The sequence below is a fragment of the Microcoleus sp. T3_A4 genome, from assembly GCF_036700465.1.
Classification (GTDB): Bacteria; Cyanobacteriota; Cyanobacteriia; order Cyanobacteriales; family Microcoleaceae; genus Microcoleus.
In genome coordinates, this window is record NZ_JAUBOY010000003.1 from 48300 (window position 1) to 71074 (window position 22775).

Genomic DNA, 22775 nt, shown 5'->3' on the forward strand with positions numbered 1-22775 from the left:
CTTTATGCTGTCCAAACTCGCGTAGTCTCTAGTCTGAAATCACACATTTTCTCCGTCTAATAAAGTTGACAACCTGTTCCTAAATTTGTGGTTTATTCTCTGGTGGCATTTCCTCATCTTTTTTTCGTTCATAGGGAGCGATGACTTCTTTTTTATTGCGATTGGGTGCGTTGTTAAACAAACCTACATCTTCTATCAGACGGAAACAGTCTTCCAAAAAAGTATGCAATCGCTGCTGACTAATCAAGAAGAATTCAGAGTGTTTCATTGCTTGAGAAAATGACAACCGCTTCGTATCAATAAACTTGCGCTCTCTTGCACTCAGAGCCGGCAAATCTACCACAGGAATTCGGTAATTATTAATGAGCTTGTTCATTTCCTTATGGCTTTGTACGTGCGACCAATCTTTGCAAACTCCAAAATTGCGGACAAAAATGTGATTGAGCTGACCTTCAAAGTAGTTGAAAGAGTCAATAAACATTTCAATGCTGTCCGTCGTGCCCCCGCAAATAAACCACTTGCATACATCAACTCCTGACTGCTCTTTAAAATCAGGAGAGGTTAAATTAGCTTCGTCAATCCATTTGTTGATAATGCTGTAAACCCGAGCTGGTAAATTGACAATTACAGGAGTTTCTACTGCTGTTTCAAAAATAATATCGATATCGAAAAACTTCTCTTCATCTTCAACTAAAGCTACAATTTTTGCATTGTGTTCAGGATAGCGCTGCTGCACGTCAGGATTTTGAAAATCGCCATCAATTAACGTGTAAAGCAGTTCATACTTCTGATTGAATTCAACCAGAATCCGAGTTAGCATGGACTTGCCAACGCCACCTTTCTCGCCGTCAACCAAGTGAATCATGTTAGTCATTTCATTCCTCCTTGCTGGATGTCGGTGTCTATTCAAGACTTAATAATTTTTAACTAAAGCTAGGTCCGACCATTGCCGGATCGAAACCAGCTAAGTTAAACGCGCTGTTTTCAGACTCAACTTCTCCCGAAAATTCCTCCGCTTCTTTTTCTTCGGGCAAACTTGCTGGATTTGAACTCTCAGGGGCAGTTAATTCTGCAGCAATAGATGCACCTGGATTCGATAAGTGAGGGAAAGTAGCTAAAGGAATTAAACCCGAAGAAATACCAGGGGCAATTGCTCCTAAATCGGTACAGTTAAATCCCGCATCTCGGCAAACTTCATCTATCTGCCTGAGCAAAAAATTAATGCTTTCTCGCCTCAAATACTCTAACTCTGTACTAGAATGACTACCGCTATTGCGTAATGATGCTAACAGCCACCGCGCTTTGATTAGAGGTAAAATCGTTTCCTGGAAACTAAAAAAAGGATGATTTTGCAGGTAAGATAGCAAGATAGCGTCTTCGGAATCTGGCAAAACTTGACAGCGCCAGCAAAATTCCTTGTAGCGTTTTCTAGGCATAATTCCTCACCTTTTTTCCAGCACCTCGGTAGGGCCCTCCCAATAAGAGAGCTGCATCTAAGTTTGCTTCTGATTCCTCTAATGAAGGTTCTGTATTCGACGACGACTCATCACTCAATTTATTAGAATCATCTAAGCAGCTATCTTTGATACTTGAATTAGCCTGTTGTTGAGCGCAAATTTCAGTGTTTTGTTGAGTAATATCTTCAGTGTTTTGTTCAGTGGGTTCCTCAATTTTTGGTTCAGCGGGTTCTTCAATTTTTGGTTCAGTAATATCTTCAGTCTTTTGTTCAGTAGATTCCTCAATTTTTTGTTCAGTAGATTGCTCGGATTTAGCGTGAGTAAACTGCTCAAGTTTTAATAGAGTAGGTGGCTCGGATTTTGGGTGAGTAGGTTGTTCAGATTTTGGCTTGGTAGATTGTTCAGATTTTGGCTTGGTAGATTGTTCAGCACATTCTTTTACACTCTGTATATCAGTTGTAGGCAGTGGAGCATCTCCTGAAGTGGAAGTTGTATCTTCGGCCCTCTGAGAAGTTGCCGCAACAGACCTTTGCCTCAGTACCTCAAACTGAGATTTGAAGTAAGAAAATAGTCCGTAAACATCAGCTATGCGGCAACCTAAGCCATCAGGGTCGAGCGTTTTTGGCACTGTTATACCTGCGTGCCAAGACAGCGAATAATGAGAAAACTGATTTCGCAGTTCTGGCTTCATATATTCAGAAGTACCCCCGCAAAATACAATTTCATCTAAATCGGGCGGCAGCACTTCATTAATCCAATGAGATAGCATTCGAGCGTAGTCGAAGCGAGACAGCTTGACTGCTTCAATCAATTGGTCAACTTCTCGATCTTTCGCTGTTTCCTCTCGATTCCGAGCAATTCGGTAAAAGTAAGGGCGGTTGTAGCTTACGCCCGCTTGAGCGATTGATAAAGCCAAACGGGAAGCATCGTAGTTAGAGGTTCGCTCTTGAACTAGATCCACCAACCTTACCATTCCTAAGTCTGAAGTTTTGCCCTTACCGACAGCACCGCGTGCCGAAACTATTACCGAAGCATTGCGAAATCCTACCATAACAAAGGCAGTTACCCGCTGCTTGAAGGCTGAACCTAAATTACTGTTGTGGATCAAAGCAATGCCGCCGCCTTCTTGCAAAGCTTGGGTTTTGTCCAGGGTAACGGAGAGCTTGCCGGTGGGTGTTTCAAATGAAGCAGAGTATTGACTTAATAGCTCAAAAAATTGCTTGGAGTCATTAAATTCGCCTGGGGGCAAGAAAACGGAGAGCGCAGCGCTGAATTGATTGCCTAAATCTAACTTCCGCGACACTACCCACAAAGCTGCTAGAGCTTTGTACAAAGCGCTACTGTACTTCAGTCCTGCCAAACCGATGTGAGCATTGAATTGCGCTGCTGCCAAGTAGCCAACGGCTCGGCATTCATTACCAATTGCCACCCAAGCAATATTTTCGGGAGATGCTGATGCGAGGTTTGGTTTGGTGAAACAATTGGCTATGTCTTGGCTCACTGGCCCCACCTGCGATTCCATTACAAAGGAGTTCGCTTTACTGCCTGCTTGCGAGCTTTGGCAGAAAACTCTAGTAGATAAGCCGCCAAAATCTATAGCCAGAATCGCATCTGGTATTGAGGATTTTTTCTTCATAAACGCTCGCTTTTATTACCTTACAAAATGATAGTATTGGCTTCAGTTTAAGTCTGACCTCACCAAATTCGGTGGTTTTAGATAGTTAAAATAGCCCCCTCCAAATGGCGGGGTACAGACTGCCTTTCAATGAAAATCTCTCAGTTTCTGTCAGTTGCTCTCCACTTCCTACAAATAGCAACTATGTCACTTTTGGACTAAGAGGAAAGGCGAAAGATTAATTTTAATAACTATTCTGTCTTCGTTTAACTCAAGCTGAGCGGGAAATTCTGGAGCTTCAAATAAATTTAGTTACCAAAGTTTTTATTTTCAGGTCGCAAGCGGTGAAAAAGTTCTGCTAATTCTTTAATATTCTTCGATATTTTCAATTTCCAAGTCTTTGGAATCATCTATAATATCCCAGTCAATGTCATCATCGGGGAACAGGGATAACTGCCCTGGCGATACGTTGGACTGACCGCGATTGTGGTAGGACAGGTGACACGCAGTACACAGAGCGATTAAGTTTTCAGGGCGGTTGTCCTCCGGTATCCGGTTGCGATGATGTACCGCCAAAGTTAAAGCACACCGTTCAGATTGGGTTAAGCCGCTTTGTTTGCCGGGTCGGAGGCATTGTTGATGGCACTTAGCACAACGCCAAAGAGCGCTTTCTTTCACCGAGAGCGCAATCTCTCGCCAATTGTTGGGGTATCTTTTGGGTTTTGCCATAATCGTAAAAGCTTATTACTGTCAATCCACCGTCGCAGTAAAGGTAAGCGAGGTTAGTTTTTCCCGCACAACTCCATCAATGATCGCCGGGAAGCCGCCGGGAGCAACACCAAATTTTAGCCACATTGAGGTTTTTCTACACCTTTTGTCAATTTGGTGAGGGCATCAAAGTTTGCTGAACAATTATCTTCAGCTTTTTCCAGACTACCTCACCTTTAAAGCAGTTTCACCAGACTCTATTCTAATCTGGGTTGCTATTCCTCCTGTTTAGGAGGTTGAACGGGCATACTGGAATGAAACCCCCTAAGTTAACCTGCAAATGCCTAACTCTGATGAGTTGATAGCGATTGTCGAACGCATTCTCAATGGCAGCCGAGATGAGTCAGAAGTTGCCCAACTGCGGCAGTGGCTCAAAGTCAGTGGTACTACGCTGCAATTCGTATCTCAGGATGGCAAGTTCAATACGAATATTGGGCAGGTGCAGGGGGGCGAGATTCACATTGGCGATCGCCATTACCAATTTGACGTTGAAGCACTCCGGGAACTCCTCCAACCTACGACTCCTTTGCCCAACATTGACTGGCAGGCTGTCAGTCAAGCGATGCTGGAGGAGCAACTGCGGCTCACCACCAACCTGCTAACCAGTGGCGAGGGGATTAGCTATCGAACTGAGCAGGTGTATGTACCGCTGGGATTGGTGGAGCGCAAGCGGCAGACTCGGCGAGGGGATGATGTGTCTCCAGAGCAGGGTTCGTTGCTGTATGAAGAAACAGAGATTACCCAGCGCTTTGAACATGAGCAATTTCTCGAACAGGTATTGCGGCAGGGGGAAAGTCCCAAGAGTGGGGGGAAGCGCATTGCCATCATTGGCGAACCAGGAGCGGGAAAGACGACGCTGTTGCAGCAGATTGCCCAATGGGTGAGTGAGCAGATAGAGGGTGCGATCGCCATTTGGGTGTCGCTGGCAGATTTGCGGGGGCAAGAACTAGAAGCGTATCTGTTGGAACGATGGCTGCAAGCGGTTGCCCGGAAGCTGGGACAAGCGGAAGCCTCTCGACAAGTTAAGGATGCCTTTGTTGCCCAATTTCAGCAGGGGCGAGTGTGGCTGTTGCTGGATGGGGTGGATGAAATGCAGGTGCCCTCCGGCAATCCCTTGGCAGAGATTGAGCGGCAGGTGCGGATGGGAGGATTGCTCTCGCAGGCGCGAATTGTGCTGAGCTGTCGGTTGAATCTCTGGGATGGCGATCGCAATGCACTGGATACGTTTGATACCTATCGTACGCTGGAGTTTTCCTATCCGCAGCAGGTGGAGCAGTTTATTGGGCAGTGGTTTAGGGCGTTGCCAGAGGGGCAGGGGGAGCAGGCGGAACGGTTGTGTGCGGCACTGAAGGCACCGGGGAAGGAACGGATTCGGGATTTGGTGAAGAATCCGCTGCGGCTGACGCTGTTGTGTTTCAACAGGTATCTGGGGGAGGGAACACTGCCGGAGACGAAGGCGGGGCTGTATGAGCAGTTTGTGGCGGATTTTTATGAGTGGAAGCGAGAGCATTTTTCGACGACGGTGAAGCAGCAGAGGCAGTTGAATGCAGCGTTAGGGGAATTGGCGCGGGAGGCGATTGATAGGGAAGCAACACGATTTCGGCTGCGGCATGAGTTTGTGTGTGAGTTTTTGGGTGAACCGGATGAACCTGATTCGTTGTTTGGGTTGGCGTTGCGGTTGGGATGGTTGAATAAGGTGGGGGTCGAGGCAGAGAATCCCAGGAAGGGGGTGTATGCGTTTTTTCATCCGACTTTTCAGGAGTATTTTGCGGCGTTAGGCATTGATAATTGGCATTTTCTTCTTAATCATATCCCTGACAATACTGACCATGTAAGTACAAGCTACCGAGTCTTTGATCCGCAGTGGAAAGAAGTATTTTTATTATGGCTGGGGCGAAATACCCTATCTACAGATTCAAAAAGAGATTTGATTCAGGCTTTAGTAAAGTTCGAGGATCGTCGCAGATCTTTCTATTGGGAGAAAGCAATATTACTGGTAGCTGAGGGCATTGCTGAATTCGAGCATCCTACCTATACTAAAAAGACTGTTGAGCAACTGGTTATATGGTCATTTGGGTATTTTGACTTTGATAGAAATGAGTGGAAAAATTTCCTACACCCACTAGCAGAAGAAGCAAAGCAAGCTTTAATAAAGACTAATCGATGCTTAGCTATTCTTGAAGTAATTGATTTTATACAATATTGTCCTGAAGAGCTTTACAAACGTTATCGAGCTATTCAGCTTTTAGGAGAACTTGGCTCTGGAAATTCAAGAGTCATAGAATTTCTTGAAAATCTGCTAGAAAATAGTCAAGATAAATGGACAGCTCTACAAGCTGCCGAAAGTCTGCTAAAAATAAATTCCAGTCATGAAAAAGCAGTTAATATATTGTTCCTTGCCTTTGAAAGGGAAGATATTCGTTTGGCTGAGGCAGCAGCAAAAATCATAAAAGGCATTGAAATTAAAAGTTTGACATTTGTTCCAAGACTGGTTGATCTAGTTTTAAATTATAAAACTAAAATCGAGAAAAATGACTGCTCCAGCAATCGAGAAGTAGTTAGAGTCGCACCTATTGCTTTCGCGGAAATTATAGATGATGAGAATATCTGTGGTCTGGCTATTCAATGTTTGGGAAGTCTCGGTGCAGGTGATAATGTGATTGCTAATGCGCTATTGGATTTTCTGAAGCAGTTTGATAGTAGACATATACGTTGTAAGATCGTTGAGAGTTTAGGTAAAATTGGTACTGATAGCTCATCTGTAGTGACTACGTTAATAGAACTACTGGAAACATCTCAGGAATGGCAATTGTCTGGAGAAATAGTAAAAAGCCTGGGCACGATTACTACCAAATCTTCTGCGGTAATTAATGCTCTAATTAATTCATTATACAATTATACTCACTGGGCTAACTTTAGAACAGCTACCGAAAGCCTAAGTAAAATTCTTGTTGCGAACCCAGAAAGAAATGAAGAAATAATCGATATATTCTCCGAGATTCTTCTTAAAGAGAAACACCCGTATATTACTGTTCCTATATTTAATTGTTTAGGTGTCATTGCATCTGGAAATCAGAAAGCTGTACACATAATAGCTGAAGAATTGTCTATCGCTCAATCTGAAAATACCCGTTATTTTATTGCTAAAAACCTTGCAAAAATTGATCCTAAAAATGAAAATGCAATTAGTGCTTTAGAGGATTTACTAAATAAATCTGGAGAACTCAATTGGCAAGGATGTATTGCATCTGTAGAGCTTGGAGAAATTCTACCTAGCCATCAAAACGCCCTAGATTATTTACTTGATGCGATATTGCATCAGAAAATGCCTCTTCAACCTAGATATATAAATGAAAACTTCTTGCGGATTGGCATTATTGCTCAGCCCGATGAGGTCACTTCGTTAACTAGCTTTTTAGATTCGAGTCAAGGAACCCAAGCAATGGTAAGAGTAGTTTATGAACTGAAGAAGGTTTTCAAAAATCAAGAAAGAGAAAACGATCCTGAATACTTAGAGATATATTATAGAGTTTTGTGGTACTGCACTCAACATTTACCATATCAACATTTTTATAAGGCTTGGATGGCAATGTAGCTGCCTAATCAAAATATTCCCTAATGCTTATCTTTTTCACGGTTACGTTTTTCTATTTTGGCGATCGGTAACAATAAGGTTTGCTCAATTTCGCACTTCACATTGCTACTCACCGCACTGTTTTGATTAAGGCAATGTAAAATTAGCTTACTAGCATCATAATACTGACCAAGCAGCTCTTTGTGTGCATCTGTGAAATGTCTATCATGCCCAATATTCAAATTATTTATAATTATATCTTTGGCTTTTGATGCATCTTGAATATTCTGTCTCAATCTTTCAGATAAATAACTTAAAATGTTATATTCACCAATACTCGTAATAAACTGACAAATCCCGATAAATCTCATTCCAAGTAACGTAAGTGCGATCGCCAATGTGAATATCCTGTCCTTGACCAATACAGACGTTATATTTGCCCCGTAAATCTTGGTTGCGATCGGTCATGGCAACTCGAAGCGAGTCAACATCAATCGCCGTCTGCGTTCCCGATGCAATCCGCTCAATGATGGTGTTTAACTGCTCAGAACTCATCATTACTTAATGTTTGGCAATGGCAATCGCACTCTTTCGATTGCTCCAATATACTTTCGCAAAAAATGATTTAGAAGCGCTATACTTTGTAGATTGAAGCATCCCTACGTATTGCGCTCATTTATTATATGTTGCCACTCCTGTTGAATACGCTTCAGTTCTCTTACTGCACCGAGACTTTGAAGGATATTGCAGGCACAAGCATAGTAAATTTGCGCTAAGTCCATGTTGTGAAGGAATTGTTCAAGTCGGGCTAGATGATAGTTCGTTAGCGCTATGTGTTTCATCATGTGGCAATTATTAACGATTTCGAGAGCTTCTTGTAAAGTTTCCCTTGCAATTTCTAGATTGCCAGCATTAATTTCAGCCTCTCCCAACTTGACTAATATCTCACTAATTATTGGAAGAAAAGTAGTATTAGCCAGTTCAGACTCTCCATGTTCAGTTATAAAATCACGATACATTTGCCGTTGAAATTCCAATAGTTTGCGCTGTATATTAGCACTCAAAGCTGCGCTCTGTCGCTTGTTATCCGCTAGAAACTCTGGAAAGTCAAATCCTGTTAACTCTGATGGATTTGGGTAGAGACGTTTGTACTCTGCTTTTGAGTTGAAACTCATCTCATCCAAAATGTCCCCTTCTCGAAAATTACTAATAAGCTCTAATTGGAGATTGCAAAGCTTAACATTAGTTTCATCACTTTGTGTTTGGGCAATTGGGATGGCATTTTTAAAATGCTGTTCAGCTTCTTCTAAATCACCGAATTCAATGCTTATCTCCCCAATGAGGATTAAGCAGGATGCTTTTTCCCCCTCTTCAATAAATGGCAAAAGCTTCTCGCACATGACTTTTAACAACGTCCAGTGTCCTCCCCGTTTGAGATGATCCCTTAATTTCCAAAATCGGTGAAAGGCTTCATCGTAATCAACTATCTGATAAGCAAATGATTTTGTTTGAAAAAAGTCGCGAATTAGAGGATGCAGGCGATAGGTTCCGGGGTTTGTTCGTTGCAGCAGGTGCAGATTGAGCAACTCACTGTCGCGGGTTTCTTCCAGAGTCTCCGAGTCTTGGTCAGCCAAGCACTTCTCTACCAGCCACCAGGGAATCGGGGCAGCGGCAAACAGACTTAGCAAATACCCTAGCGGTTTCGCACTTTCCGACAAAATTTCCCAACTCAACTCAAACGCTGCCGCCACTCCTAATCGCGCCGTCATATCATCATCCGTCTGACACAGTGCCCGTGCCACTAATCCCTTCTCTTGCAACCGTTGTAGCATTACTGCCAAAGACAAATCGGGTTTGCGAGCGAGATACCGCCCCACCAATTCCAGTCCCAACGGCAGGTAGCCCAACTGAGCGCAAAGCTGCTGAGCGCAGTCTCGCTCAGGCTGAATCCGATCGCCTCCTACCAATGACTCCAACAGCGCCAGTGCCGCTGCTTCATCCAAGACCTCCAGTTCCAACTGGTTGACTGAGGTACCCAACCGCAGACGAGTAGTAATCAGCACTTTGAAGCGAAGGGCAGTTGAGGGCGGTAAGTAGGGTGTGATGGCGGCGTAGTCGGTGACATCATCAAACACCAGCAGCACTTCCCCGGATTGCCAGTGTCGCCAGCAAAACGTTATCTGCTCCAATAATTCAAAGTCATCGGGTGGATTGAGGTTGAGGAGCGATCGCCCAAACTGGACAATCTGAGTCCCGACATTTACGCCTCTTGCCGAGAGCCAGCAAATCCCCGCTGGATAAGCCGGCTGGTATTTCAGCGCATATTGCAACGCCAGTTCCGTTTTGCCGACACCGCCCATCCCCGCGATCGCAGAAACGGCAACGCGATGACTCTGTTGCAACATCTGGTGGAGTTGCGACATAACCTCATCCCGACCAACAAACTCCACCACGCCACTGTAGGGAAGGTTTGCAGGAATTCCAACTGGTTTTGGGTGTTGCTTTTGAACAACCTCGATTAGGGCTTGAATGGCTTCATCATTCCAAGTGACGTAAGTGCGATCGCCAATGTGAATATCCTGTCCCTGCCCAATATTAACGTTGTACTTACCCAACTGCACCGCATCCAAACAATTATACTTCCGGAATAACTCCCGTAGAGCTTGAAGATATCCCTCAGTTTCCTTGCCGTTGGCAATGCGATTGAAGATAGCGCTTAAGTCATCCTGAAAACTCATCTGGCTCTACGCCTGTCCTTTATTTAGCCAATTAGAATCCACCTATGCAGAAACTCTTAAGAGTATACACAGTATTATTTTGTATTAAGTATGGCACACAACACATTTTTGAGTGTAGACTAAATAATATCATATGCTGAGCGAACGCCCAATCAAAGAAATAGGCGATCGCCATTGATGCCACAAAACTTTGCTTAGTTTTGTTGACAACTTGCAAATTCATAACTTATCAATTAGTCATCTTTAGCTAATGAATATACAAGATTCTTCTCCCGAAATTGCCCAGGATTATGCTGAGAAAGTGCGCTTGCTGTTTGCTCGATCTGGGGAACCTACGGGCGAACGCGGAGGACGAGGACCGACTTCTCCTCAAGATTTAGCCCAACAAGCAGAAAGTCTATCTCCGGTATCGGCATCCTTAACCCAAGCTTTGGCGGTTCAGCAAACCGAGGCTGACCCAACCATGCGCTTTCAAGTATCGGTGAAGCTGTTGGCGAAAGCTCTAACTGATTTAGAAATCAGTGCTTATCTATACCAAGCAGCACGAGACGAAGAATACGGAACTATTTTGTCTAACAATCAAAGCGGAGAACGAAGCGCTGCTGACTTAGGGAGTATTGAAGAAAACCTTCAAGTGATACTGGGTAAAAAGGAAGTCAGTTCTCAAATTGTAGAGCGAGGTGAGACAGAAATAACCGATCTTCCCACAGCTCGCATAGAGTTATTAAATACTGTGGTCGATACCCTTGATTTGATTTTAGAACGAGCTAGCAAAACAGGGCAATCGGCGTTAACCAGAGTTATGAGTTTGAGCGTAGCCGAACTAGCTCAAGCTGTTGGTTTTGTAGGCATGGATATTGCTGGAGTATTAGGGCAAACCGAAAATGTAACTCGTCTGTACAATATGTGTCGCGATTTCTTTAAAGGAGCTTATGAATCTATCATCGAACTTTTAGGACGACCATTAGCACAAACAGCAGCCCAGCAGGTACTTGAATGGATACAAGAAATCCAAGACGGAGCTAAATTAAACGAAATTTTAGAAAGATTTTACCAAACAGAGCAGACCTCCCAACATCTTCAACAGTTAGTAGATAACAGTCAAGCAAATTTAGAGCAATTTATTACCGCCATCCAAAGTGTTAGCAAGCTCGATGTAGCTTACCGACAACAGATAAATTGGGCTGAAAAGGTACTGCAAGGTTTGAAGCGGTTTGGAACATTAGCAGCAGCAGCGTTGCCTCAAGGTGAACTGCTGATAGCAGCTTTGTCCATTACCTTGGGCGGATATGTAATATTAGTCGGTGCTGACTATGTAGATTCACCGAAACTAACGCTTCTGAATTGCGTGCCTGGGGTACGTCATATTGTAGAAATTCATCTGGCAACTCACAAGTAAAAAAACAGCAAATGATAATTAATAACTACTACGATTTTGTACTGGTCTTCGATACCGTCCAGCGGGATAATTCAGGCAGTCAGCAATTTTCAGTTAGAGTTTTAGAATCTCCCGCTGGTGAAAGCAAAGCCCCTGAATTTATATCGTCAATTCCTCCAAGCTTGCAGCGTAAAATTCGGCAGCTTGAAGGTCGCCAATTAGAGGAAAAAGATATCGTTAATCTGGGAGAGCAGCTTGCTGATTTTTTACTTCCCGATCCAGTTCGTCAGCTATTTTTATATAGTCTCAGTCGATTACAACCCTATGAAGGATTACGCCTGCGTTTATTTTTAGCTCCGAGTTTAGTTAGTATTCCTTGGGAATATCTCTACATTCACGAACTCACTGAAGCAAAAAATAGTATGGGGTTCTGTGGTTTAAATCCAAAAATTTCTATTGTACGCCACGAACTACTTCCTGTTGGAGTCAAGCTAGATATGACTCCCAAAAAACGTCGCTTGCTTGTTGCTTTGGCTAGTCCTCAAGATGAAGAACTGCTGCGTTTAGATAAAGAGCGCGAGAATATCAATACTGCTTTGAAAGAGATTCCTGGAATTGAGCCTGTATACGTGCAAGATGCAACCGCAAAAAAGTTACTGGATGAGTTGATTGCGGGCGCAGATATTTTTCATTTTGCGGGTCATGGTAAGTTTAAACGATCGATATCGGAGGACAGCGGTGGATACATTTTGCTGCTGGGTGAAGATGGAAAATCTGCTCCTATGCCAGCCGAAAGCTTGGCAGTTAATTTGCAATCTCGCGGCGTACAGTTAGTCTTTTTAGGTGCTTGCGAAACGGGACGGCGCGACGAACAAAATGCTTGGAGTGGAGTAGTCACCAATTTAATGGCAGCCGGAATTCCTGCGGCGATCGCTATGCAGTATAAAATTTGGGATGAAAGTGCGATCGCATTTAGTGGAACTTTCTACAAAGCACTGGCAGCGGGATTACCCTTAGAGCAAGCAGTATCATTAGGTCGGATAGCTGTTTTCAACCAATGTGATGCTCTCAAAGACAAGGAACAACGTCAAAAATATTGGCGAGATTGGGGAGTTCCGGTACTGTACTGCCGAGTCAGAGGCAATTTTGTCCTGCCAACTATTATGACTGAAAGTCACAGAAAAACTTTACTCGACGAGCTTCAAGGCGCAAGTGAGGTGGTTCAGAATCAGAGTGGTGGTGTGAATAATAGTGGAACAATGAATCATAGCCCTGTTATTCAGGGAAATGAAAATGTATTACAGTCTGGGGGAAAATACAATACTTACATCAGAACAGCCAATGGGCCAGTAGCGACTGGCGATAACCCACACATAGTTAATCCCACATTTGGCAATGTCACTAACAGCCCAATTGGTGTGGCAGGTGGTGATGTAACATTGGGGGATGTAATATATGGTGCAGAAAAAACATCAGAAAATGATGTGCGATCGCTTTTTAACTCGATTTTAGATCGCGTTCGTCGCCTTCCGGCAGACCCAGATGTGGGCAATGATGAAATTCTTCAGGATGTTGAACGTATTCGCAAGGAAGTATTGCGAGGGCGAGAAGCTAATCTCAAGAAAATAGAACGCTGGTTAAAGTCTTTAGAGGTAGCCCCAGAGATTCAAGAAGCTGTTGTCATAACTTTGGAAGGCCATCACCCGGACATTACGGAACCGATACGTCAGCTTGCTACTAGCGTTCGCAGGTAGGAGTAAATGATAATTAGGCAGATGTTATCCTACTTTCTTTAAATAACTCAGTGAGGCAATAAGCTAAAGAATGAACGATCGCGCAAAGGAAGTAAATTCCACTTTCTGGGGTTACGTGCAAAACAGTACGGTTGTTACGGCTAGTGGCAATGTGCAAATCAAGCTGACAAACGGGACTGTCCTTTCAGTTAGACAAGAAGACTGGGCTGATTTTTCTGACTTAATTGCTAGGGTAACTCAACGATTAGTTGGTCGAGGCTTTATTTTTGAAAAGGTCGCCGATTTTATTCAAAATAACTCCTGTGGATACTTTCGTCTGATTGCCGATGCTGGTTTGGGTAAAACCGCGATCGCCGCAGAATTAACCAAGCGCTATCGAGCGCCAGCTTGTTTTGTTAGTGCTAACGAAAACCGTACCCAGCCCGAAAGAATACTCAACATTCTTAGCACTCAGCTTATTGCCCGCTACACCCTCCCTCATATGTTTTTACCTATGGGGGCAGGCAAAACATCTGACTGGTTTTATGGAAGGTTAAAAGAAGCAGCCAGTAACCCTGAAGGCTTACCTGTTGTAGTAGTTATAGATGCAATTGATGAAGCTGATGTACCACCCCCTGCTTGCAACTGGCTTTACTTGCCAAAGAATTTGCCAAAGGGCGTGTATGTAATTCTCACTCACCGTCCTGGAGATTATCTGCTCACAACAGATCCTGGTGTGCGGGTAGAGGAACAAATAATTACATGGGACGATCCGCTACAGCAGAGAGACATCGAATTGTATCTACCCCTCCAAGTAAAGCGTCCTGAGATTCGTGAGGTATTGGAAAATGCTACACCAACTGTCACACAGAATCAGTTTATTGCTAAATTGCAAGAAGCCAGCCAAGGCAATTTTATGTACCTAGAATATGTTATGGATAGCATCACCAGTGGCGAGGCTGGCTTCACTCCTTTAAATTTGAACAAGCTTCCCCAAGGGCTGACAAGTTATTATGCTCAGTTTTGGGCAGGGATGGAAGCAGTTCGCTGTAAGGAAGGCTGGGATGAGTGGAGTCGTTTGTACCGTCCTGTTATTGAATTATTGGGTGTCGCACTCGAACCTGTCAGCGTGGAATGGTTTGCGGATCATGTAGATCGCCAGCCTGATGAAATTCGAGATCGAGCATTACAAGTTTGGCGAAGATTCTTAAATAAAGAACAGCACAATAATAGGGAAACTTGGCGGCTTATCCACCAATCTTTCGCTAACTTTCTTCAAGAAAAAGTTGAGAGTAAAGCAACTCATCGTCGCTTAGTTGAATACTACTTAGCTTTTAGGGAAGAAGATAGTTATAAAAAACATCAGGGCTATGCTGCAAGGCATTTAAGTATTCACTTAACAGAAGCTGGTCTATGGAAGGAAAAAGCAACCCAGATAGCGAATCATAAATGGCTTGCCAAAGAACTAATCGATAGGTCAATAGATGATGCGGATCGGAAGATAGTACAGTTAGGTAAATATAATGTTAATATTGGTGAGGGTCCGAGTATTCAGATAGGAGATCGTATTTACCAAGATCCTGATGTTGGAGTAATTCGGGAAATTGTACTAAACGCTCTACTTCGAGAAGAGTGCACACGCTTAAAAAACTTACTAGCAGCAGGAAGATGGCGAGAGGCAAATGATACGACTAGAATTATTGTACTGAAGGCAGCCAATGCAGAAAAAGAAGGCTGGCTTAGCGATGAACAAATCCAAAACTTCCCTTGCCCAGTTCTGCAAATCATCGATAATTTATGGTTGCAGTACAGCGATCGACGTTTTGGGTTCAGCGTTCAAAAGCGGATCTTCAACGAATGTGAAAAAAATCCTCAAGTATTTGGCGATCGCGTAGGGTGGTGCATCCAAAACACTTGGATTTCTGCTAGCCAAGTTATTCATACTCCTGCCAATGCACCAGACGGTCATCTTCCTTGGGGTATCGTGCAGGTTGTCACACTGGATAATGCAGCTTTAGATGCTTTTGTAGTTGGTTTACGAACTGGCGCTAAAATGATAGTACAACAGGATTGGCAAAAGCAGCTTCTTGCAGATTTTATGGCATTTACTGGCTCTTTTATTGGTGACAGGGTTGATAAGGAAGAGTTTAAAAGAGATTTGGAGTATGAATTATCTCACGATCAGGCTTGGTGGAAAGGAAAAAGACTAGAAGAGTTGAAGGTTGCTAAGCTCTTTTCGTTACTGGCTGCTTGTTCCAACCTATGAGTTCCCAAATAGACTTAACAACCTGGAGTTAGAAAACTTTTTACAATATAATGAGTGTTCGTGATGAGCTAGACTTGAGATCGTATTGCCAACCACCAGCAAAGTAAGGCTGATATTGCCGTCCTGGGACAGTGGCTCAGCGGTGGTAATCTGATTGTGTCTCAGAGTGGTAAGTATACCATCAATCTAGGACAGGGGGTAAGATATTCAGGTTGGCGAGCGCATTTACCAAGATGTTGATGCAGAAAGCCTCAATAAAGTTTTGCTGAAGCAGTTTTCAATACCAAAATGCTAACTCATACAACTCATACATACACAAAGATATCAAATGACACTTTCTGAAGATATCAATCAGATTCTGAATCGGGTTGAAAAGGGACAGCAAACCGATGAGGATAAGACCATTTTACGCCAGTGGCTGCTGGCTGGCGAGCGCCAACTGTCTATCCAACTAGGTAAGTACAATGTCAATATTACGGAAGGAAAAGAAATTCACATCGGCGATCGCATCTATCAACAGTGGGATAAGGAAGCAATGGAAGCCTTAGTTAAAGTCATTCAAGAAACAAGTGGTATTCATCAAAATACTCAGGGTGGAGATGCAGCAGGAAGAGATATTGATAAACGGAATATTTATAAAAATTGCACATTTATTCACTTGCTCATTCAAGACAGTAAATTGAGTAACTTTTCTCAAGAATCATTTCAAGATTTAGATTTTTCTGGTATCCCCTTAGAAAGCATTCAAAAAGCGTATCAAGATTCCTTACCGGCCGATGCGGATGTATGGGATTTATCACCTCCCAATGCCGATATGCCTGATTTAGCAGGAAATAATATCAAAGCATTTTTAAAAAACATGGAGGAATCTAGACAGCTTTTCCAGTTTTTAGAACGCTTAAGCCAAGACCAAAATCTACCTATAAAAGATCGAGAACGAATCGCCAACCAATTAGCGTCAAAAAACCATCCAGAGAATCATAATAATAAATCAGCAACCGATTTTTCTTGTAAGCAATTAGGACCAGTTAAATCATATCTTATTGCTACACTTAATCCTGGCGATGGTGATGATAAATTCTTGCTAAATGCGTGGTTAATTATTGATGATTTGGTACAAGACTTATCAAAGTTTCAGTCCCTGCTTGACCAGAATGAAGAACAGGCCGGAAAATTATGTAAATTGACTCAAATTCCTACAGAAATTAACAAGTTTCTCGAAAAAGCTCTTAGGTATCTTATAAACAGAAAGTATAACTTAACCATAGAAATTTTCTTGCCCTGCCATTTAATGTGTATGGAGATAGATCGCTGGAAAATTACTGACCCAATTGTAGATGACATTACTTTAGGAATTAGGTATCCAGTTCGACTGAGATCGATAGAACGTCTCAACCGTAGGTATTTGTATTCTTATTTGTCTCAATGGTATCAATCTTGGGATAAGGTTAGGGAGATTTTACAGAATGAGCCTACCCAAGAAATTTTTGAACATCTTCAAGAAATGGAAAGTTTTAACTGCAAGTTATTGACCAGTAAGTTAAAAGAAAAAATTGGACTGAAAGTTACTTGTAGTCATTCTAAATTTATCACGAAAGATTTATTTAAAGCTATTTTAGCAGCAACAACGCCTATTGCTATTTGGACAAGAGCTGATATTGCTAATTTGGATCAAGTAACAGCGATCAATGACATCTTAACTTTTAAACCATTATGTAATTTAAGTGAATCAGTTAGACGCAATAGGGAAGAGGCTGATAATGCTCAAACAGAGGAACATTTAGGGCATCATTTAGCTCTTCTTTGGGAAAATCCTTATCGTTTAACTCCTGATGCAATGCTTGAGTTGAACTCGCCCGTACAATAACAAAAGATTGGAAATTCAAACATATGACAGACTGGAAAATTTTTAAAGGCAATAACGAACCTCATGATGATATTAATCGTCTTCCTGAACCTCCTAGTTGGCGTAAATTTATCACGGCAGAGGATTCAATAGTTCGAGAAATTGAACAACGCTGGCAAAAATATTGTCAAGGTTTAGATGACAATACCAGGAATAAGGAAAGAGGGCAAAGTTTTAGAATTCATACCGATAATAGCAGCGCTCGCAATAGTGTGATTAATATGGTCAATGCTGCCCTGTATTTAAGACGACCTTTGTTAGTGACAGGAAAGCCAGGAACGGGGAAAACTTCTTTAGCTTATGCAGTGGCTTACGAATTGAGGTTGGGGACTGTATTGCCTTGGTATATTACCGCTCGTTCTACTTTACAGGAAGGATTGTATCGTTATGATGCGATCGCACGTCTCCAAGATGTGCAAATGAAGGATGAAAGTAAAGATATTGGTCGCTACATTCAGCTTGGGGCTTTGGGTACAGCCCTGCTTCCTTCCCGCCGTCCCCGTGTTTTGTTAATTGATGAAATAGACAAAAGTGATATTAATTTACCCAACGATTTACTTAATTTATTTGAAGAGGGAGAATTTGAAATACCAGAATTATCTCGGATTGCTAAAGAAGTAAATCGAGTAGAAGTTCGCACCTATGATGGCATAGATGTTCCCATTATTAATGGGCGAGTGGGCTGTCAGAATTTTCCCTTGATTATCTTGACTAACAACGGTGAACGGGATTTTCCGCCTGCTTTTCTCAGGCGTTGCCTGCGGTTAAATATGCCCTATGACCCTGATGCCAAAGCGTTGAAGGATATTGTCAAAGCACATTTGGGTAATGATGTGTTGACGCAGGATGAAGGTAAAATAGAGAATTTAATCGAGAAATTTATAGAATTACGAGAGGGAGGTGATATTGCCACCGATCAACTGCTGAATGCGATTTATATGGTTACTCGTGAGTTTAAGCCAGAAAAAGCCGATGAAAAAGATTTGGTTGATGTTTTGATGAAATACTTAACCAGTGCGGAGGACAGATGATTGATACTTTAATTACTGCACTTAGTAAGGAACTGGACTTATCAGCCGAAGAGATTGCTGATACGATTTGGCTGGCACTGCAAATACAAGAATCTCAATCTGAATCAACTGCTACCCAGAAGTTAAAAAATGATGTCTCCCAGCACTCCTTAAAAAGCAAGGAGCTAGAGGGGGAAACATTGCCAGAGATAAAAACTAAAACTTCAAACTCACGGGAAACCGCATCAAAACAGTCACCACAGGAACAAAAAGCGGGCATTTATCCTCGAAATCAACAAGAAACTCTTTTCAAATCAGAATTATCTTTTAAAGTCCCTGATGCCCCTTCTTTGCGCGAACCTCTAACCCTAGCCCGGGCATTAAAACCTTTGATGCGTCGTATTCCCTCTGGCACAACCTTGGTTTTAGATGAATCTGCTACTACTCAACGAATTGCTAATGAAGGGTTTTGGCTACCTGTATTAAGACCAACCCTAGAACCTTGGTTAGACCTGGAATTGGTGGTAGATGAGGGAATTTCGATGCAGATTTGGCGACATACTATCAGGGAATTGGAACGGTTACTGAAAAACTATGGGATTTTCCGAGATGTGCGGGTTTGGGGATTGATTGCGGATAATCTCGAACAAGTGCAGATTCGTCGGGGCATCGGCGCAACGGCTAAAAATCAATCTCCCCGTAGTCCAGCGGAATTAATTGACCCCAGCGGTCGTTGTTTGGTGTTGGTGGTGAGTGATTGTGTATCATCCCTATGGCGCGATGGGAAGGTGACAACTACGTTAGAAATCTGGGCAAAACAAGGTTCTATGGCAATTGTGCAAATGCTTCCTAAGTGGTTGTGGAAGAGAACCGCTTTGGGAAGGGCTTCAGAAGTACGGTTACAAGGGTTGAATCCTGGGGATTTTAACCAGAAATTAATCGCCAAGGAAGTGTCTTTGTGGGATGAATTGGAGGAGACGCGGGGGGTTAAAGTTCCTGTATTTACTTTAGAACCGGATAAGGTGGCGACTTGGGCGCAAATGTTGTCAGGAAAGGGGGGTATTTGGACATTGGGATATGTATTTAAGTTAGATCCAATTCCTGTTAATAAAGAAAGAGAGTTATTTAATTTGAATTATGGTCAACAGAGTGCGGAACAGCGCGTTCAGGCGTTTCGGGTGACGGCTTCACCAATGGCGCGTAAATTGGCGGGATTATTGGCGGCTGCACCTAGGATCAGTTTACCCATTGTGCGATTAATTCAGAAGACCTTGTTAAAAGAGTCTCAACAGGTTCATGTGGCTGAGATATTTTTAGGCGGATTGTTAAAGCCATTATCTGAGATTAATGCAGAGACGAATCCTGATTATGTTCAGTACGAGTTTATGGATGGGGTGCGGGAGTTATTGGTTGATTCGGTTCCTTTAGGATATGTGTTGAATGTGATGAATGAGGTGTCGAAATATGTGGCGAGGAAAGCGGGGTTATCCTTGGAGGACTTTGCTGCTGTTTTGAAGAATCCGCAACAGGTTAGGGATAGTGAGATTGCTGGAGGTGTTGGCTATTTTGCAACAGTTACGGCTCAGGTGTTGAGGCGTTTAGGTGGGGAGTATGTGAAAGTTGCAGAGGAATTGGAATTACACAATTATGAGTATATGCAGGCGAAGGTAGAGGAACAAGTGACGCTCAACGAAGCCAAGCTGATTATAATTGGTGAAGGCGAGGTAGGCAAAAGTTCTTTGCTAGCAGCATTGCGGGAGGATGAATGGCTAGAAAGTCGTCCTACCACTCACGGCATTGAAATTAAGCCAGTTATCGTCACCGATCCCGACAGTGGCACAGAGATATCACTCAATGGTTGGGATTTTGGCGGTCAACCGATTTATCGACCCACGCACCAGTTGTTTTTCAGTGCACCAGCCGTGTATCTGGTGGTGTGGAAGCCGCGGGAAGGCCCCCAGCAGGGCTTTGTCAAAGAGTGGATTACCCTGATCAAGCATCGGGAACCAGATGCCAAGGTGCTAGTAGTCGCAACCCACGGCGGCCCTGGACAGGGACAACCGGACATTGACAGACAGGAAATTCAGGATCAATTCGGGAGCGATACGGTGCTTGGTTTCTTCCATGTAAACAGCAAACCTGACCTTCAGAACTCCTGCACCGGGCTGGCAGAATTAAAAGCAAAGATTGCTAGTGTCGCCGCATCTCTTCCCGAAATGGGACGTTCTGTTCCCGCCAAGTGGCAGCGAGTGCGGGAAATCTTGCAGACAAACGACAAAGCCTATCTGCCCGACAATGATGTCCTTGCCATCTGCGCTCAACACGGAATCGATAAAGAACAAGCAGAACTTTTCCTTCGCATTTCCCATAGGTTGGGGTATTTGATCCATTACGATTACGATCCAATACTGCGGGATATCGTCATCCTCAAACCCGACTGGCTAGCAAAGGCAATCAGCTTCGTACTCGATGATGAATTGACACGCCGTCGCAACGGTTTAGTAGATTTTGAGCATCTGGGCGAATTATGGAGTAATCCCCCGTTTCCAGGCGAGGACGGCTACCCGCAAGAACTACATCCCATCTTTCTCAAGCTGATGGAACGCTTCGATTTGTCCTACCAGGTGGTAATCAACCCAGCTAAACCCAGCAATACCAGCTTGATTGCTCAACGTGTACGCGATACACGCCCGGAATTGCCCAATTGGGGAGAGCAACCCGAAGCGGGAGACAGACAACAAGTGCAAATCTGCCGGATTGTGGACAATCAAGGACAATTTGCAGTAGCAGAAGGATTGTTTTACCAGTTGATTGTGCGCTTGCACAAATACTCACTGGGGCGACGTAATTACGAAAAAAGTATCCATTGGCAACGGGGTTTGATGCTTGACAACGACTACAACGGTCGGGCATTGCTGGAATATGTTAAGACTGATGTAAAAATTACCGTGCGGGCAGCTTATCCAGAACGGTTTTTGTCTTATCTTATGGAAGAGATTAAATGGCTAGTCGAGAATTTCTGGGAAGGATTGCGATGTAATATAATGGTTCCCTGCATTACGCCCTGCGGTATGAATGCGCCGGGAAACGCGCTATTTGAAGTAGAGAAACTAATTGAAAGCAAAAAGAAGAATCGTCATGAGTATCCATGTTCCATTTCAGGTTGTGGTGAATGGCAAAACATCGATCGTCTGCTAAATAACGCGCCGACTACTCAACCCCCATCGCAAGAAATCGGCATTCAGCAGTTCCGAAATAGTGTCAAAGACGAGCTAGAAATTATCCGCAAAGATTTAGCGATATTCGATCGTCGAAGTGAAGAACGCTTTCAGTCATTGTCTCAGGATCAGCGGATCATTCTCAGCAAAGTCGATGAGGAATTTGCGTCACTGATGCAAATGTTCACTAATGAAGCGAAAGATGGCCCGCGCCTGTTCAGTTTCAAGCCCGTCGCTCCGAATCCTTGGGATAGCCCAAAATGGATAAGTACAAAATTGCAAATTACCCTCTGGTGCGAACACTCTCGTCAACCGCTTCCCGCCTTAAATCCTAACGACAAAAAGAAGGGAGTTTATGAATTGGAAGTGTCGCGCGAATGGTTTACCAAAGCAGCCCCCTATCTCAAAATTTTGACAGGAACCCTTAGTCTAGTCTTACCAGTCGCAGCCTTCGCAACCAAGCTAAGGCTAGATGAGGCAACCTACAAAGGTATTGAAGAAGAACTCGATTTAGGACAAAAAAGCATCGAGTCTACCTTGAAAGGAAGTGATTTAACGACTAACTTGTCTACCGAAAGTGATGCCCCTGATTGGCAACAGGGCGAAGCAGCCATCCGCGCCCAAGGCTCGATTTTGCGAGAATTACACGCCCTGCTAAAAGCAAAAGATCCTGGCTTTGGTGGCTTGGTGCGGGTGCAGAACAGACGCCGCGAATTTCTGTGGGTTCATCCTCAGTTTGTGGATGAGTATTAATTTATGCGATAAACTTTATTCTATCAAATACACCATATGAGTTATGTACCAGCCACTCTGCGTCGCGTCGTGATTCAACGCACCGGAGAACAATGCGAGTATTGCCGATTTCCTAAATCAGAAAAATGTCGATCGCGATCGCCCTTTTGATATGCTGAGTTCTTGATGTAGCGATCGCCGCGTTGCTAATTCTCAACAATTTCTCTATAATAAAGAGAATTCCAAACCATCAACCCCTATCTCTATAGCGATATCACTGTTTCAGCAGATTGCTTTTCTGTATGAAGAGGACGAAGATGTAAGGTAATTTCTGTATCGAGTCAGTTTAAAAAAATGAGTAGTTTACCCTCACGAACCGT

General features: G+C 43.3%; 15 protein-coding genes and 1 pseudogene. 9 read left to right on the forward strand and 7 right to left on the reverse strand.

What is annotated here, in order from left to right; translation table 11 throughout:
• Positions 1 to 79 precede the first annotated feature (79 nt).
• The 4 genes from QUA07_RS02495 to QUA07_RS02510 all read right to left on the reverse strand — a co-directional run bounded on the left by QUA07_RS02495 (position 80) and on the right by QUA07_RS02510 (position 3801).
• Positions 80 to 874, reverse strand: coding sequence for a mobilization protein MobD-like protein (locus QUA07_RS02495; protein ID WP_333322337.1), 795 nt, complete (start codon positions 872 to 874; stop codon positions 80 to 82).
• A gap of 49 nt (positions 875 to 923) precedes the next feature.
• Positions 924 to 1436, reverse strand: coding sequence for a hypothetical protein (locus QUA07_RS02500; protein ID WP_333322339.1), 513 nt, complete (start codon positions 1434 to 1436; stop codon positions 924 to 926).
• Complete coding sequence (locus QUA07_RS02505; RefSeq protein ID WP_333322341.1) at positions 1429 to 3093, reverse strand: hypothetical protein; 1665 nt, start codon at positions 3091 to 3093, stop codon at positions 1429 to 1431. Before QUA07_RS02505 ends, QUA07_RS02500 begins: the two co-directional genes overlap by 8 nt.
• A gap of 345 nt (positions 3094 to 3438) precedes the next feature.
• The gene (locus QUA07_RS02510) at positions 3439 to 3801 is read right to left on the reverse strand and encodes an HNH endonuclease (protein ID WP_333322343.1); all 363 of its coding nucleotides are present in this window, start codon (positions 3799 to 3801) and stop codon (positions 3439 to 3441) included.
• Positions 3802 to 4120: 319 nt separating this feature from the next.
• Here QUA07_RS02510 and QUA07_RS29950 point away from each other — a divergent pair.
• Both QUA07_RS29950 and QUA07_RS02520 read left to right on the forward strand, forming a co-directional pair.
• Positions 4121 to 4294, forward strand: a pseudogene (locus tag QUA07_RS29950) (hypothetical protein); the annotation flags it as partial.
• Positions 4295 to 4477: 183 nt separating this feature from the next.
• Positions 4478 to 7435, forward strand: coding sequence for an NACHT domain-containing protein (locus tag QUA07_RS02520; RefSeq protein WP_333322347.1), 2958 nt, complete (start codon positions 4478 to 4480; stop codon positions 7433 to 7435).
• Positions 7436 to 7455: 20 nt separating this feature from the next.
• Here the strand turns inward: QUA07_RS02520 and QUA07_RS02525 are convergent, their stop codons facing one another.
• The 3 genes from QUA07_RS02525 to QUA07_RS02535 form a co-directional block, all read right to left on the reverse strand.
• Complete coding sequence (locus QUA07_RS02525) at positions 7456 to 7812, reverse strand: NACHT C-terminal helical domain 2-containing protein (RefSeq protein ID WP_333322350.1); 357 nt, start codon at positions 7810 to 7812, stop codon at positions 7456 to 7458.
• Positions 7742 to 7972: a hypothetical protein gene (locus QUA07_RS02530; protein ID WP_333322352.1), complete on the reverse strand. Its 231-nt coding sequence runs from the start codon at positions 7970 to 7972 to the stop codon at positions 7742 to 7744. The genes QUA07_RS02525 and QUA07_RS02530 overlap by 71 nt, the downstream gene beginning before the upstream one ends.
• A gap of 101 nt (positions 7973 to 8073) precedes the next feature.
• Positions 8074 to 10152: an NB-ARC domain-containing protein gene (locus QUA07_RS02535; RefSeq protein ID WP_333322354.1), complete on the reverse strand. Its 2079-nt coding sequence runs from the start codon at positions 10150 to 10152 to the stop codon at positions 8074 to 8076.
• Between the two features lie 250 nt (positions 10153 to 10402).
• On the opposite strand from QUA07_RS02535, the gene QUA07_RS02540 reads away from it, so the two are divergent.
• From QUA07_RS02540 to QUA07_RS02565, 7 genes are all read left to right on the forward strand, one after another.
• Positions 10403 to 11551 carry a hypothetical protein gene (locus QUA07_RS02540; RefSeq protein WP_333322356.1) on the forward strand — a complete coding sequence of 383 codons (1149 nt, stop codon included), beginning with the start codon at positions 10403 to 10405 and terminating at the stop codon, positions 11549 to 11551.
• 11 nt (positions 11552 to 11562) lie between these two features.
• On the forward strand, positions 11563 to 13284 hold the full coding sequence (locus QUA07_RS02545) for a CHAT domain-containing protein (RefSeq protein ID WP_333322358.1): 1722 nt from the start codon (positions 11563 to 11565) through the stop codon (positions 13282 to 13284).
• A gap of 70 nt (positions 13285 to 13354) precedes the next feature.
• Positions 13355 to 15529: a GUN4 domain-containing protein gene (locus tag QUA07_RS02550; RefSeq protein ID WP_333322360.1), complete on the forward strand. Its 2175-nt coding sequence runs from the start codon at positions 13355 to 13357 to the stop codon at positions 15527 to 15529.
• A gap of 84 nt (positions 15530 to 15613) precedes the next feature.
• Positions 15614 to 15769 carry a hypothetical protein gene (locus QUA07_RS29955; RefSeq protein ID WP_445305864.1) on the forward strand — a complete coding sequence of 52 codons (156 nt, stop codon included), beginning with the start codon at positions 15614 to 15616 and terminating at the stop codon, positions 15767 to 15769.
• A gap of 88 nt (positions 15770 to 15857) precedes the next feature.
• Positions 15858 to 17396 carry a VMAP-C domain-containing protein gene (locus QUA07_RS02555; protein ID WP_333322362.1) on the forward strand — a complete coding sequence of 513 codons (1539 nt, stop codon included), beginning with the start codon at positions 15858 to 15860 and terminating at the stop codon, positions 17394 to 17396.
• A 23-nt stretch (positions 17397 to 17419) separates the two neighbouring features.
• Positions 17420 to 18466, forward strand: coding sequence for a MoxR family ATPase (locus QUA07_RS02560; protein WP_333322364.1), 1047 nt, complete (start codon positions 17420 to 17422; stop codon positions 18464 to 18466).
• Entirely contained in the window at positions 18463 to 22416 is a 3954-nt protein-coding gene (locus QUA07_RS02565; protein ID WP_333322366.1) for an SAV_2336 N-terminal domain-related protein, read from the forward strand. The genes QUA07_RS02560 and QUA07_RS02565 overlap by 4 nt, the downstream gene beginning before the upstream one ends.
• Positions 22417 to 22775 lie beyond the last annotated feature (359 nt).